Annotated in this window: 9 protein-coding genes and 2 pseudogenes; 7 read left to right on the forward strand and 4 right to left on the reverse strand. The window is 67.8% G+C overall.

Annotation, left to right across the window (positions count from 1 at the left end):
• Positions 1–214: 214 nt before the first annotated feature.
• A pseudogene (locus ABCR94_RS16050) lies at positions 215–3,037 on the reverse strand (PQQ-dependent sugar dehydrogenase).
• A gap of 608 nt (positions 3,038–3,645) precedes the next feature.
• On the opposite strand from ABCR94_RS16050, the gene ABCR94_RS16055 reads away from it, so the two are divergent.
• The 4 genes from ABCR94_RS16055 (at position 3,646) to ABCR94_RS16070 (ending at position 9,734) form a co-directional block, all read left to right on the forward strand.
• Positions 3,646–6,042 carry a ricin-type beta-trefoil lectin domain protein gene (locus ABCR94_RS16055; protein WP_521977076.1) on the forward strand — a complete coding sequence of 799 codons (2,397 nt, stop codon included), beginning with the start codon at positions 3,646–3,648 and terminating at the stop codon, positions 6,040–6,042.
• Positions 6,043–6,382: 340 nt separating this feature from the next.
• A complete protein-coding gene (locus ABCR94_RS16060) occupies positions 6,383–7,915 on the forward strand; it encodes a DHA2 family efflux MFS transporter permease subunit (RefSeq protein WP_347119974.1) in 1,533 nt (510 codons plus the stop codon).
• Positions 7,916–7,973: 58 nt separating this feature from the next.
• Positions 7,974–8,630 carry a TetR/AcrR family transcriptional regulator gene (locus ABCR94_RS16065; RefSeq protein WP_347119975.1) on the forward strand — a complete coding sequence of 219 codons (657 nt, stop codon included), beginning with the start codon at positions 7,974–7,976 and terminating at the stop codon, positions 8,628–8,630.
• A gap of 69 nt (positions 8,631–8,699) precedes the next feature.
• The gene (locus ABCR94_RS16070; protein WP_347119976.1) at positions 8,700–9,734 is read left to right on the forward strand and encodes an MBL fold metallo-hydrolase; all 1,035 of its coding nucleotides are present in this window, start codon (positions 8,700–8,702) and stop codon (positions 9,732–9,734) included.
• A gap of 126 nt (positions 9,735–9,860) precedes the next feature.
• Here the strand turns inward: ABCR94_RS16070 and ABCR94_RS16075 are convergent, their stop codons facing one another.
• Together ABCR94_RS16075 and ABCR94_RS16080 are read right to left on the reverse strand one after the other, a co-directional pair.
• Entirely contained in the window at positions 9,861–10,226 is a 366-nt protein-coding gene (locus ABCR94_RS16075) for a YybH family protein (protein WP_347119977.1), read from the reverse strand.
• Positions 10,227–10,351: 125 nt separating this feature from the next.
• Complete coding sequence (locus ABCR94_RS16080; protein WP_347119978.1) at positions 10,352–11,254, reverse strand: NAD(P)-dependent oxidoreductase; 903 nt, start codon at positions 11,252–11,254, stop codon at positions 10,352–10,354.
• A 60-nt stretch (positions 11,255–11,314) separates the two neighbouring features.
• On the opposite strand from ABCR94_RS16080, the gene ABCR94_RS16085 reads away from it, so the two are divergent.
• Positions 11,315–11,719: a MerR family transcriptional regulator gene (locus ABCR94_RS16085; protein WP_347119979.1), complete on the forward strand. Its 405-nt coding sequence runs from the start codon at positions 11,315–11,317 to the stop codon at positions 11,717–11,719.
• A gap of 92 nt (positions 11,720–11,811) precedes the next feature.
• Here the strand turns inward: ABCR94_RS16085 and ABCR94_RS16090 are convergent.
• Positions 11,812–11,979: pseudogene (locus ABCR94_RS16090) on the reverse strand (helix-turn-helix domain-containing protein); the annotation flags it as partial.
• Between the two features lie 346 nt (positions 11,980–12,325).
• On the opposite strand from ABCR94_RS16090, the gene ABCR94_RS16100 reads away from it, so the two are divergent.
• Positions 12,326–12,949, forward strand: a complete 624-nt coding sequence (locus ABCR94_RS16100; RefSeq protein WP_347119980.1) for a TetR/AcrR family transcriptional regulator — start codon at positions 12,326–12,328, stop codon at positions 12,947–12,949.
• Entirely contained in the window at positions 12,946–13,809 is an 864-nt protein-coding gene (locus ABCR94_RS16105) for an alpha/beta fold hydrolase (protein ID WP_347119981.1), read from the forward strand. The genes ABCR94_RS16100 and ABCR94_RS16105 overlap by 4 nt, the downstream gene beginning before the upstream one ends.
• Positions 13,810–13,858 lie beyond the last annotated feature (49 nt).

Consider the following 13,858-nt stretch of genomic DNA (forward strand, 5'->3'; position numbering starts at 1 on the left):
CGCACGCCGCCGTACTGCCACACGTAGGAACTGGCTCAAGTTCGTACACAACAGAGCCCACACGGCCGAGGCGAGGATCGAGGTCTCGGCATGCCGTGAACGTAACGGCGGCGGGACGCTTCGGCGTTGCGCCCCGCCGCCGTCATCGGCCCGGTACCGCGGCCGGTTCCGCCGTCACCGCCTCCCGCGGTGACGACGGAGTCAAAGGGGTTGCTCAGCCGGGGAGAGCCCACTTCTGGTTGGCGGCGGTGTTGCACGACCAGAGGTGGAGCTTGGTGCCGTCCGTCGTCGAGGCGCCGGCTGCATCGAGGCATTTGCCGGTCGCTGGGTTCTTCAGTGTGCCGCCTGTTTGCGGTACCCATTTTTGGGCGCCGGTGGCGTTGCAGCCGTAGAGCTGCACCTTGGTTCCGTCGGCTGTGCCGCCGCCGCTGATGTCCATGCACTTGCCCAGTGCCCGAAGGGTGTTGTCGGTGGCGGCCGTCCACTTCTGGGCCGCTGACTGGTTGCACGTCCACAACTGGATCTGTGTGCCGTCGGCACTTCCGCTGTTCGCGACGTCGACGCACTTGCCACCGATTCCCTTGATCTCCTTCCCCTGTACGACGGTTCCCGTGATGGTGAAGGTGAAGTCGTCGATGTCGAAGAGGGAGCCGCTGCCACCCTTGAAGACGAGGTGGAGCGTGGTGGTACCGGCGGGGCGGTTGGTGAGGTTCGCCGACACGTTCTGGAAGGTTTGCCAGCCACCGGTGACGGGGACGGCCGCCGAACCGAGCAGCGTGCCGGTGGGGGAGCCGGCTCGTACTTCCAGGGTGCCTCCCGCTCCGGCGGAGGCGACGCGAGCGGTCAGTTTGGTGGCGTTGGCGAGGGCGTAGGGCTTGAACGAGATCCAGTCGCCGTTCTCGATGTGACCGACCGTCTTGCCGCCGTGTGCGGTGGCGTGGTCGACGACCTGGACGCCGGACGAGCCGCCATGGTGTTCGGCCTGGCGCTGGCTGGACTGGCTGATGTGCTGGTCGTGGGTGGTCAGGGCGGGCTGTCCGTTCGCACCCTTGTCGGTGTACTCGGCGTCCCAGACTCCGAAGATGTTCGCGTTCGGATCGTGCTCGCCGTCGGCGATGGTCTGCAGGGTCCCCGAGCAGCCGGTGCCGGAGGTTTGCGGATGGCCGTGGCTGTCGTGGCCGACGATGAACGTGATCTTGACCTTGGAGCAGTCGATCGTGCCGTCCTCGGGATCGGTGACGGTCACCTTGAAGGGAACGTCGGCGCCCGGGTCGACGATGGCGCCGTCGACGGGCAGATCAAGGGTGACGGTGGGCGCGGTGTTGCCGACGGTCACCGTGACGGAGGCGGTGGCGGTCCTTCCCGTGCCGTCGGAGACGGTGAGTTCCGCGGTGTAGCGGCCGTTGGCGGTGTAGGTGTGCGAGGGTCCGACCGCCGTCGAGGTGGCGCCGTCACCGAACTTCCAGGCGTAGGTGAGCGGATCGCCGTCAGGATCGGTGGTGCCCGCCGAGGAGAACTGCACAGTGAGTGGGGCCTTGCCCGACGTGCGGTCGGCCGCGGCCTTGGCCAGCGGGGAGCGCCCGCCGCTGATGTTCTCGATGCGATAGACCGCGCTGTTGGCGTCACCGTTGAAGTAGCCGGTGCCGTAGTCGAGTACGTACAGCGCGCCGTCCGGGCCGAAGGCCATATCCATGACCTGGGTGCCCTGCCAGGGGAAGGCGTTGATCGACTGCACGGTCCCGTCGGCGCCCTGCTCGACACGTTTGATCCACTTACGGCCGAACTCGCCGGCGAAGAAGTCGCCGTTGAAGCTCTCGGGGAACTTGACCGTGGAGGTCGACGCCGCGTCGTAGCGGTAGACGGGCCCGGCCATGGGCGACTCCGAGCCGCTGCCGAACTCGGGGACCGAGCCGCCGTCGTACGGGATCCAGGCGGACTGGGCCGCAGGCAGGTCCGTCAGGCCGGTGTTGTTCGGCGAGGTGTTCTTGGGTGCGGCGCAGGAGAAGGCGGCGCCGGACGTCGAGGTGGCGAAGTCGTAGTCGACGTAAGCACTGTTCTTGCCGGTGCAGTAGGGCCAGCCGTAGTTGCCGGCCTTCGTGATCCGGTTGAACTCGACCTGCCCGGCCGGCCCCCGGCCCGCGTTCGCGGTGCCCGCGTCGGGGCCGTAGTCACCGAGGTAGACGGTGCCGGTGGGCTTGTCGACGGACATCCGGAAGGGGTTGCGGAAACCCATGGCGTAGATCTCGGGCCTGGTCTTCGCGGTTCCCGGCGCGAACAGGTTGCCCGACGGGACGGAGTAGCCGCCGTCGGCGTTGACCTTGATACGCAACACCTTGCCGCGCAGGTCGTTGGTGTTGCCCGCCGAACGCTGGGCGTCGTAGGCGGGGTTGCGGGTCGGCCGCTCGTCGAGGGGGGTGTATCCGTCGGAGGCGAAGGGATTGCTGTCGTCGCCCGTGGAAAGGTACAGGTTCCCCTAGGCGTCGAAGTCGATGTCGCCGCCGACGTGACAGCAGAGACCGCGGCTGGCCGGGACGTCGAGGACCTTCTTCTCGGAGGCGCTGTCCAGCGTGCCGTCGGCCTTGAGGACGAACCGGGAGAGCCGGTTGACGCCGTCGAACGGTGCGAAGTCGGCTGCCGAACCGTTCGCCGGGGCGTCCCCCGACGGAGTCGAGAGCTTCGGGGCGTAGTAGAGGTAGACGAAGCGGTTGGCGGTGAAGCCCGGGTCCACGCCGACGCCCTGGAGGCCCTCTTCGTCATGCGAGTAGACGTCGAGCTTACCGGCGACCTTGGTGGTGCCGGCGGCGTCGGTGAGGCGCAGGGTGCCGTCGCGTGAGGTGTGCAGGACAGACCTGTCGGGCAGGACGGCGAGCGTCATGGGCTCACCGGTCTCGGCCACCCCCTTGGCGAGAGTGACCTGCTGGAACTCGTCTGCCGCCGGTGCGGCTTCGGCCGGTCTCTGCTGGACGGTGAGGGCGCCCGCGGCGGCGAGCAAGGTGCAGGCGAGCGCCGCGAGAGGTCGGGTAAGTCTCCTGTGCACGCGCGTCCTCCGTGTGGTGACGGGGTGTGGGTCTGGAGCACAGGCGCGCGCCGTCGCGCCGGGGGAGACGGGTGCCCCGGGGGAGGGAGAGGAGGGGCACTCGGTCCTTGTTGTCCGGTACAGGTCAGGAAGGTAGTGGCTTTTCCGCCGACCAGAAAGCCTTTTGACGTACCGCGCCACAACTTTCTCTATTGACGAGACAAAGCGGCCCGGGTGAGGGGGCCCAGGGGGTGGCGGGCAAATACGCACGCCATTAGGCGAGTTGGCGGCACGCACCGGCCCAGCGGCCACGCGGCTGCGATGCCCAACAGAACCTCCGGGGCCTTCGTGGCAGTCCATCCACTCGATAGCCGCACTCCGTTGCTGCCGTACGGCCTTCGATGGGTGGCCAGGGGCGGCCAGGGGTGGCCGCGGAACTTTGCACTCTTGGATGACAAAGCATGGACTGCTTCGGGAGAAGTCCCTACTGTGTCCGACGCGACGGTACGAACCTCATGCGTCGCCGTTCGCAACTCTCCGTATCCGGAACGGCGGCGCGCTCCGGCAGCGGTGGAATCTCCCTCTGCCCGCTTGTGCTCCCCAACCGCGGGGAGCCGACAGGAGGTTACGTGTATCCACGGCTGTCCTCCCACCGGCTCGGCAGACGCCTGGCCGCTACGCTCGCCGCTTCGTTACTGGCTCTTGGGCTGTCGTCCCCCGTAGCCGCGGGCGCACCGGAAGCCGCTCCTCTTCCCCCGCAGGAGCCCGGCGTCACCCTGCGCGTCTTCGATCTACAGGTGCCGCTCAACACGATCTGCGACCTGAAGCCCGGACAGACGCCGAACGTCGACAAGCTGATGCCGGTGATCGACTGGTCCACGGACGGTGACTTCGGGCTGGCTTCCAACTTCGTCTCGCAGGCCATCGGCAATCTCAACGCCGCCTCCGCCGGGAGCTACACCTTTCGGCTCACCAGCGACGACGGCTCCCGACTGTGGATCGACGACACACTCGTCATCAGCCACGACGGCCTCCATGGACCCGAGCCCAAGGACGGCACGATCAACCTGACGGCCGGTTACCACTCGCTGCGCATCGAGCACTTCGAGCGCGCCGGCGGCCAGCAGGTCACCTTGGCCTGGAAACCGCCGGGTGTCTCCGGCTTCACCGTCGTACCCAACTCCGTCCTCAGCACGGACGCGGATGTCGTGCGCGTCACCTCACCCGGCCGCAAAGAGTGCGAAGGCATCGCCGACTCGCCGGGCGACGGACTGCCGCTGACCGAAGTCCACCCGAACTACACCCTGACCGACCTCAGGCCCAGCGGCTTCGAGCCGCAGGTCTCCGCCATGGACTGGCTGCCCGACGGCCGCCTCGCCGTGACCACCTGGGGCGGCACTGACAACAGCACGGGCGAGGTGTATTTGCTGAGCAACGTCACGGGGGCCACCGGGCCCGACAAGGTGACGTACAAGAAGATCGCGAGCGGCCTGAAGGAGCCGATGGGCGTCAAGTACGTGGACGGCAAGTTGTACGTGTCGCAGAAGCATGAGCTGACCGAATTGAACGACACCAACGGCGACGGGGTCACCGACCAGTACAAGCGGATCGCGACGTGGCCCTTCGGGAACAACTTCCACGAGTTCGCCTTCGGCCTGCTGTACAAGGACGGGTTCTTCTACCTGAACCTGTCGGTCTCGATCAACTACGGCGGCGCGACGACGGACCCGCAGCCCGCTGCCAACCGCGGCAGCACCATCAAGGTGAACAAGACCACCGGCGCGGTCAGTTACGTCGCCGGTGGACTGCGCACCCCCAACGGCATCGGGTGGGGTCCGGACGGCGACATGTTCGTCACCGACAACCAGGGCGGCTGGCTGCCCTCGTCCAAGCTGGTGCACATCAAGCAGGACCGCTTCTTCAACCACTACACCAACCCGGACGGGCCCTTCGACTCCAAGCCGGTGACCAAGCCGGTGCTGTGGCTGCCACAGAACGAGATTGCCAACTCGCCAAGCACCCCCCTCCAGTTGAAGGACGGCCCCTTCGCCGGCCAGATGCTGTTCGGCGACGTGACCTACGGCGGCATCCAGCGCGGGTTCCTGGAGAAGATCGGCGGTGAATACCAAGGAGCGGTCTTCCGTCTCACACAAGGGCTGGAGGCCGGGATCACCCGGATCAGCGTCGGCCCGGACGGTGCCCTCTACGCCGGCGGACTGGGCGCGGGCGGCAACTGGGGTCAGGAAGGCAAACTCAAGCACGGCCTGCAGAAGCTGACGCCGAACGGCACCAACGCCTTCGACATCCGCACCATGCGCGCCGTGCCGGGCGGCTTCGCGCTGGAATACACCCAGCCGGTGTCGACGGAAACCGCAGCCAACCTGGCCGGACGCTACAAGATCAAGCAATGGCGCTACGTGCCGACCGCTGCGTACGGCGGCCCCAAGGTCGACGAGGAGACCCTCACGGCGCAGTCGGCCACCCTCTCCACCGACCGCAAGACGGTCACCCTGGCCATCCCCGGGCTCAAGGCCGACCGGGTGATCCACGTACGCTCGGCCCGCCCCTTCAGCGCGACCGACGGCAAGCAGCTGTGGAGCACCGAGGCCTGGTACACAATGAACCAGCTGCCCGGCGTGCCGTCTCGCACCGGTGAGGTGAAGGGGGCAGGCGGCAAGTGCCTGGACGTGGACAACAGCGGCACCGCCAACGGTACGAAGATTCAGGTGTGGAACTGCAACAGCACCGGCGCCCAGACGTGGACGCTGCCCGGTGACGGAACCGTGCGCGCCCTGGGCAAGTGCCTGGACATCGACAACGCCGGCACCGCCGACGGCACAAAGATCCAGCTGTACGGCTGCAACGGCACAGCGGCCCAGACCTGGCAGCCTCAGCCCGACGGCACGGTACGCAACCCGCAGTCCGGCAAGTGCCTCGAAGCGTCCGGGAGCGTGTGGAACGACGGCACCCCTGTCCATCTGTGGGCCTGTCACAACGGTCCCAACCAGAAATGGGTTCTGCCGTGATGCATCGGGCCGTGATGCATCGGTCGTGATACATCGCACCGGTTCTCTGGGCGCTGTCGTCGCCTCGGCCCTGTTGATGAGCGGATGCGGAGGCGACGGCGGCGAGAGTATGAGCAAGGCGGCCGTGTCGGCGAGCACCTCGCCGAGCCCGCCGTAGTCGGGCGGCCCGTCGAGCACCGGGCCGCTCACCGAGGACCGAGGCCATGCGGCGCCCCTCCCCGCCAGCTGACGTTAGGTCAGGGCGGGGAGGGGCGCCTTATCGGTGGGCGCATGAGGTAGCTGACCGGGCTGACCACCGGGCCAACTGGCTTATTTCTAGGCCTGCTTGGTCGAGTAGGGGGTGCGGGGGGCGCTTGGCGTCCTCGTCATCTGCGTACTGGTGAACGGTCTTGACGCGACGATCCTCTATGTGGCGATGCCGCAACTCGTCGAGTCGCTGGGCGCCACGAACTCTGACCTCCAGTGGTTCCACAACGCCTACCTGCTGGTCTTCGCCAGCCTGATGCTGCCCTTCGGAGTGTTCGCGGACCGGATCGGTCGCAAGCGTCTCCTGATGGCCGGTCTGGCGGTGTTCGGGCTGGCATCCGCCTACGCGATGTCCGTGGACACCCCCGGGGAACTGATCTTCGGCCGGGCGCTGATGGGCCTCGGCGCGGCGATCGTCACGCCGGTATCACTCGCGATGCTGCCGGTGCTCTTCGCTGCCAAGGAGCGTGCACGAGCCCTGGCGATCTGGTCGGCCGGTGTGGCGCTCGGGCTGCCGATCGGCCCGCTCGCGGGCGGCTGGCTGCTGGAGCACTTCTGGTGGGGTTCGGTGTTCCTGATCAACATTCCGATCCTCATCGTGGCCATGGTGGCCGGCCTGGTGCTGTTTCCCGAGCACAAGGGCCAGCGGGAGCATGCCTTCGACTGGCAGGGGGCCGTGCTGTCCGTGCTCGGTCTGGCCTCGCTCACCTTCGCCCTGACTCGGGCGCCGGAGGAGGGCTGGCTGAGTACGGAGACCTTGGGCGGTTCCGCCGCAGGGCTCGCCCTTCTCGGTTTGTTCGTGCAGCGTGAGCGGACCATCGCCAACCCGCTGCTCGACGTCCTGGCGTTTCGCGTGCGGCACTTCGGTGCCTCCGTGGTGGCCCTGCTCTTCGTCCACTTCGCGATGACGGGTTTCCTGTTCATGCTCAGCCCCTACCTCCAGGGGGTGCTCAGCAACTCGTCTCTCGGGACCGGCGTGCGCATGCTGCCCGTGGTGTTGGCCGTCATGGTCGGTGCGGGCGCTGCCGAGCGGCTTGCCCCGCGGGTGGGGCCGCGCGGTCCAGTGACGGTGGGACTGCTGCTGATGGCCGGTGGACTGCTGCTCTTTTCCACGACAAACGTCGATTCGGGAGACACCCAAGTGGCGCTCTGCCAGGTGATGCTCGGCATCGGCATCGGTCTCACCCTGGCCATCGCGATGCACACCGCCCTGTCCACCGTGCCCGACGAGAAGTCGGGCGAGGCATCCGGGTCGAGGAGCGCCTTCCGGCAGGTCGGCGGTGTCATCGGGGTCGCCGTACTGGGCAGTGTGCTGGGCACCGCGTACCGCGATGACATGAAATCGGCGACTCGGGGGCTTCCTGAGCAGGCGGCGGAAGCCGCAGGCGACACGGTCGGCGCGGCTCTGCGCGTCGCTCAGCAGCTCGGTCCGCAGGGTGAGGGACTTGCCTCGGCAGCCCGGCAGGCCTACGTGGACAGCATGGACCTGGCACTCATCGGGGGGGCCGTCGTGCTGTTCGCTCTCGCCGCTGTGGTGTTCGCCTGGATGCCCTCCAAGGCCGTCGTTCACGCTTCGGTCGAGCCTGCGGACGAACTCTCCGAGTCGGCAACGGGGCCCGTACGATGAGTGCTTCGTGGCGTACAGGGACTGTGGTGCCACGCATACGGAGGAGCTGACGGTACAGATGCAGGACACCCGTGAAGGTCCACAGCCTGATCAACGACGTATCGGACGCCCGCGCAACCGTCAGGCGGACACCGCGATCCTCAGGGCTACGGTCTCGCTGCTCGGCGAGTCGGGTTTCCAGGGCCTCACGATGGAACAGGTGGCCCGGCGGGCCGGCGTCGGTCGGGCGACCGTCTACCGGCGCTGGAAGACGAAGGAAGAAATGATCATCAGCGCGCTCGACACGCTGATGGCAGACTTCGACGTCACGGCGACCGGCGACCTTCGCGGCGACTTGTTCGCCATGACCTGCTGGCTTCGCAACGGGTTGCTGACGGCCCCGGAAGGGCGGCTGCTGCCGCACCGGGCGGCCCAGGCGGTCAGCGATCCCAACTTCCCCTCCAGCCACATGGAATCGTGGGTGTGCCCGTGGCGTGACGCGGTGGAGGCCGTCCTGGTCCACGGCCGCGACGAGGGCCGCGTACGACAGGACGTGAACATCACCGGGATCGTGGACATGTTGGGCGGGGTGGTGATCCTCCGTCTCTTTCTCGGGCAGGGGCGGCCGCTCGTCGACGACCAGATCCGGGACATGATCGACGGTGTACTCAACGGTGCGCTCGTCCGCAACGAGCCCATCCTCCAGGCACGCGGAAAGCAACACCCAACCGCCTAAAGACCACTTGGTATCCGGGCCCGGGCCGACCCCACCGCATCCGTGCGACTGGGGTCGGCCCGGGCCCGGATGCGCTCTGCCACCCAAGGAGTCCCGATGACTGCTCATGCGCGCCCTTCGCTGTCCGAACCTCGACCGCTCGGCGAGATCCGTACCTGGCCGAGTTCCTTCGCCGATCGCCTGACCTCGCCCCTACCCGGCGTCTCCGACTTCGTTCGGCTGGCGCTGCGCGGTGAACGCCTGCGTCCCTCGATCGCCGGGCGGGCCCAGATCGGTGACCTGCCCTTCGAGCCCGGCCCGCTGCCCGAAGCGGGCCCCGGGGAACTGGCCCTGACCTGGATCGGCCACGCCAGCTACCTGCTGCGCATCGGCGGTCTCACCGTCCTGACGGACCCGGTCTGGTCGCAGCGGATCGCGGGAACCCCCGAGCGGGTGACACCGGTCGGCCTCGCCTGGGACGACCTCCCGCCGATCGACGCCGTGGTCATCAGTCACAACCACTACGACCACCTGGACGCCCCCACCATGGACAGGCTGCCGCGCGACACCCCCGTGTTCGTGCCGGCCGGTCTTGCTGCCTGGGTACGTCGCAGAGGCTTCACCCGGGTCACCGAACTCGATTGGTGGGAGGCGGTGGAGCTGGAGGGCGAAGCCGGACCGGTCCGCTTCGACTTCGTGCCCTCCCACCACTGGAGCCGGCGTGGCCTGACCGACACCTGCCGCAGCCTGTGGGGCGGTTGGGTGCTTACCGTGCCCGGCGGGCAGCGTCTGTACTTCGCCGGAGACACCGGTTACGGCCACTGGTTCGGGGAGATCGGCAGCCGATACCCCGGAATCGACGTGGCGCTCCTGCCGATCGGCGCGTACGAGCCACGCTGGATGCTGGCGCCTGTTCATACGTCTCCGGAGGAGGCGGTCCAGGCCTGTGCGGATCTCGGCGCGCGGATCATGTCGCCCATGCACTGGGCGACGTTCCTGCTCTCCGCCGAGCCACCACTTGAACCCCTGCACCGGGTGCGAGCTGCCTGGAAAGCAGCCGGGAGCCCCGCCGATGATCTCTGGGATCTTCCTGTCGGCGGATCCCGGGTGCTGGGCCGGAGTTGACCCTTCCGCAGCCTTTGGAGAGCCGACCAGGCCATATCCCGATCGGATGCAGACGCTCTCCAGTCGGTCCAATGCAGACTGACGAGGCGCAATACGGCGGGTGCCGAAACGTCCGGACCCGCCTGCCTAGTCGAAGAATCCGTAGACCCTGCTGATTTGGCCGTGCACCAGGACCACGGCGTCCCAGCCGCTGGCCACTGGCGATCCGGTCGACTGACCGAAGCTCCAGCGGAAGTGCGCGAGGTCGTGGTGGCTGCGCACCTCGCCAAGGTTGAAGCGCATGCCTGGCGACTGCTTCTGCCATCCTGCGACGTAGGTGTCGATGGCCGTCCGGCCCTCAGCCGTGATGGTGGGATCCACGTACACGGCGTCCGGAGTGAATACGTCGGCAAGGATTGCGCGGCGGACTTGCTGATCCCGCTCATTCCAGATCGAGATGTACGCGGCCAGCAGCCGGCTGACGGCGCTGGTGTCGGCATTGTCGTTGTTCATGGGAATGTGTGCTCCTTGCTGATTTCGTCCACCGCTCGGCTCGCCGCGAGGCGGTGGTGATGGCTCGGCGAATGGTAGAGAACGTGGGGCCCGAACCGGGTAGCGCTCCGTGGTTCACCAACCGATCAGCCTTGATCAGCGCCGTTGGCCTTGCCGAACTCCTTGATCAGTGCTGCGTAGCCCTCCCCGCCGTGTCCGGCTCTGATCGACCGGTCAGCCAGTGCCTTGATCAACTTCGGGAGCTCCGCGTTGACACCTTGCGCTTCGGACTCCTCGATGAGGTGGCTCATCGAGGCCGTGTGGGTATCGAGGGTCGCATCGTCGGCTGGATAGGAGCCGCTGTCGAGCTGCTCGGCGTATCCGGGCAGCCACTGGGCCACCCCCGTGACCATCTGCTGTGCAAACGGCGTATACGTTGCTGCGTCGACGCCGGCGACGCCCAGCAGGGCGGCGCCGTGGAGCCAGGCGTTCAGGACACTCCACATGATGCCGAGGCCGGCGACGTCGTACAGCGACGCCAGACCATGATCAGCACCTACGTAGGTGACGGTGCCGAGCGATTCGAGTGTTGTCCGGTGAGACTCGAAGTCCGACTGCGGACCGCTGTGCAGGAGGACCGCCTCGTCGGTGCCTATCGCCGATGGGATGGCCATGATGGCGCCATCGAGGTAGCCGGCACCTCGTTGCTGCGCCCATTCGCCGGCTTCCCGCGCCTGAGTAGAGGTGCCCGAGGTCAGATTGACCAGTGTCCGACCGCGCAGTTCTGCGCCGATGGGATCGATCAGCTCGTACATGGCCCGGTAGTCCGTGACGCAGATGATGGTGAGCGGTCCGGCCCGGAGCGCGTCTGCGACTGTCGGCGCGAGTCGCGCACCTTCGGCCACCAGTGGGTCAGCCTTTGCCGGCGTACGGTTCCACACCGTGGTCGGATGCCCGGCTCGCAGGAATTCGCCGGCCAGTGCCCGTCCCATCAGTCCGAGTCCGATGACCGTGACGGGAGCCGCTTGAGAGGTGAAGTCGTTGTCCATGGCACGATGGTGAAGGTTCATACCAGTGTGAAGGTCAAGCGCGTTGGGTCAGGAGTCCGCATGCAAATTGGCGAGCTGAGTCGCCGTACCGGCGTTGGCACCCACCAGTTGCGTTACTACGAAGCGCAGGGACTGTTGGAACCGGCGCGAGGCACGAACGGATATCGCGAGTATGCCTCCGACGCAGCGGTGAAGGTGCGGCAGATCAGAAACCTGCTGGGCGCGGGCTTGTCGACCAAGGACATCGCCTCGCTGCTGCCCTGCGTGCTCGGCGAAGCCCCCGACTTCGTCGATTGCCCAGAGATGCAGACGCTGATGCGGACGCGCCGGCAGCGGTTGGACGCCCAGATCGAGACGCTCGCACACTCCCGCGAGGCGCTGGGCGACTACATCGACCGGACCAAGAACCACGCGGCGGGCGACCGGCCCTGGGACGAAGTCGCCGCGCTGCAGCCCGGCTTCTGAAAGCCGCGACGACGCCTCCGCGCTGAGGAAGGCAACGCGTTGTGGCATCCGAGCCGAGCACCGGAGTCACATCTCGGCAGGTGCCCCTGTCCCCGTGGTGCCGTCACCAGCCCCAGCTCGTACGCCAGGATGACCAGCTGCACCCGATCGCGCGCGTCCAGTTTGGACAGCCCGCGTCCAACAAGGACGAGTACCTCCCGTTCGCGCGCGGTGATGCCCTCCACGGGGCGCGGTCGATGCTGACCTGGCAGGCGTGGGCGCCCGAGTGGCGGACCACGTTGGTGATCGCCTCTTGGATGATCCGGTACGCGGACAGCTCGATCTCCGGCGGCAGAGTCCGCCGCTCCCCGCGCCACCGTCCGCCACGCCGCCGCCTCCACGTCACGCCGCTGACCGGCAGGCAGCCGGTCAGCGGCGTTCTCCGTTCGGCTGCCGAGCTGTCCGGCAGGCCCGCACCCGTTCGGAGTGGCAGGGCGGGCTCGTACCGCCGGTGCCTGCCTGGAGGGCGGCCGGAATGCGTCGGAGGTTGAGAACAGAGCCTTGCGGAATCCAGAGGCACCTCTAAAATTAGAAACCTCTCTAAAATTCGCCGAGGGGTGTGTGCGTATGCAGACGGTCGAAGGGGGGCTGCGTGAGCAGCACAAGGCTCAGCGACGGTTCCGGATCCTTGAGGCGACACGTGAACTCCTGCGGGACAGCCCGGAATCGGTGATCAGTACCGAGCGGATCGCCGAGCGAGCGGAGGTCGCCCCGGCCACCGTGTACAACCTGATCGGACCGCGCGACAAGATCTGGGAGGCGCTCGCCGCCGGGTTCATGGAGGAACTTGAGCGCCGCCTGGCGGCGCCGGGAGCCGGTGACCCGCGGGAGGTCGTCAGGTCGACCGTCCGGCTGTTCGTGGGCGATCCGGTCGTGTCGCGTCGCATGGTGCGTGAGTGGGTGGAAAGCGGCCTCGTACTCGACCGCAGTCCGCTCACCCAGCTCCGCCAGGCGATGGCGGATGCACGGACACAGGGCCTTCTGCGCGCCGACATCGACACCGACGCGTTGGCCGCCGTTGTCGCCACCTCGTGCCTGGGCGCGCTGCATCAGTGGGTCGCCACCCTGATCGATGACGACCAGTTCCTCGCGCGGGCTCTGTTCGCGCTGGACGTCGCGCTCGCGGCGGCGGCTGCGGATCCCTACCGCGATCAGCTGCTGGCGCCGCTGCGAACCCGAGGCGCGGTATGACGGCCGGCGCACTGCCACAGCCCCGAAACTTCATGGGCCGCGGTGGGACCCTGCTCACGGCGGATGTGTGGGGCGAGGCGTCCTCGCCACCACTTGTCCTGCTGCACGGCGGCGGCCAGACGCGACACGCCTGGGATCGGGCCGGCCCGCGACTGGCCGCGCTGGGGTGGCGGGTCATCGCCCCGGACCTGCGTGGGCATGGCACCAGCGAGTGGTCAGCCGATGGTGACTACGACCTCGACCTGTTCGCCGATGATGTCCGGGCGCTCGTCGCTGAACTCGACGACCGGCCGGTACTCATTGGTGCCTCGCTCGGAGGCCTGAGTGCGCTGCTCGCCGCCGGAGAGGCACCCAGGGCGGCGATTCGCGCTCTGGTCCTTGTCGACGTCGCCCATCGACCGGATCCGCGCGGGTTCCGCCGGATCGTCGAGTTCATGCGTCGCCGGCCGGACGGATTCGCCGGCGTGCAGGAAGCGGCCGCGGCGGTGTCCGCCCACCTGCCGCATCGCCCACCTCCGGACGACCCCGAGGGGATATGGAACAACCTGCGACGCCACGGCGATCGCTGGGTCTGGCACTGGGACCCCCGGATGCTGGACAGCTTCGAGGGCCGGATGGACCCGCCCGGCATGGCGGAGCGTCTCCTGGACGCTGCGCGCCACACCGACGTGCCGATCCTGCTCGTCCGCGGCGGGCTCAGCGACGTGGTGCGCGAAGACGTCGCCCAGCAGTTCTGTGACCGCGTTCCCAACGCGCGGCGCGTTGATGTGGCCGACGCGGGGCACATGGTGGCCGGTGATCGGAACGAGCACTTCATCGATGCGATCGTCCCGTTCCTGGAAGGGATCGAGGGAGCGTGAGACTCGGCTGGCAGCAGGGTGGCGCCTCGGAGCGAGGTGTCGCGGCTCG

The sequence above is a fragment of the Streptomyces changchenzhani genome, from assembly GCF_039766235.1.
Classification (GTDB): domain Bacteria; phylum Actinomycetota; class Actinomycetes; order Streptomycetales; family Streptomycetaceae; genus Streptomyces.

Excerpts from the sequence above, each read along its gene's own strand:
- ABCR94_RS16065 (WP_347119975.1), top strand. The coding sequence starts at position 7,974 with ATGCAGGACACCCGTGAAGGTCCACAGCCTGATCAACGACGTATCGGA.
- ABCR94_RS16070 (WP_347119976.1), top strand. The coding sequence starts at position 8,700 with ATGCGCTCTGCCACCCAAGGAGTCCCGATGACTGCTCATGCGCGCCCT.
- ABCR94_RS16075 (WP_347119977.1), bottom strand. The coding sequence starts at position 10,226 with ATGAACAACGACAATGCCGACACCAGCGCCGTCAGCCGGCTGCTGGCC.
- ABCR94_RS16080 (WP_347119978.1), bottom strand. The coding sequence starts at position 11,254 with ATGGACAACGACTTCACCTCTCAAGCGGCTCCCGTCACGGTCATCGGA.
- ABCR94_RS16085 (WP_347119979.1), top strand. The coding sequence starts at position 11,315 with ATGCAAATTGGCGAGCTGAGTCGCCGTACCGGCGTTGGCACCCACCAG.
- ABCR94_RS16100 (WP_347119980.1), top strand. The coding sequence starts at position 12,326 with ATGCAGACGGTCGAAGGGGGGCTGCGTGAGCAGCACAAGGCTCAGCGA.
- ABCR94_RS16105 (WP_347119981.1), top strand. The coding sequence starts at position 12,946 with ATGACGGCCGGCGCACTGCCACAGCCCCGAAACTTCATGGGCCGCGGT.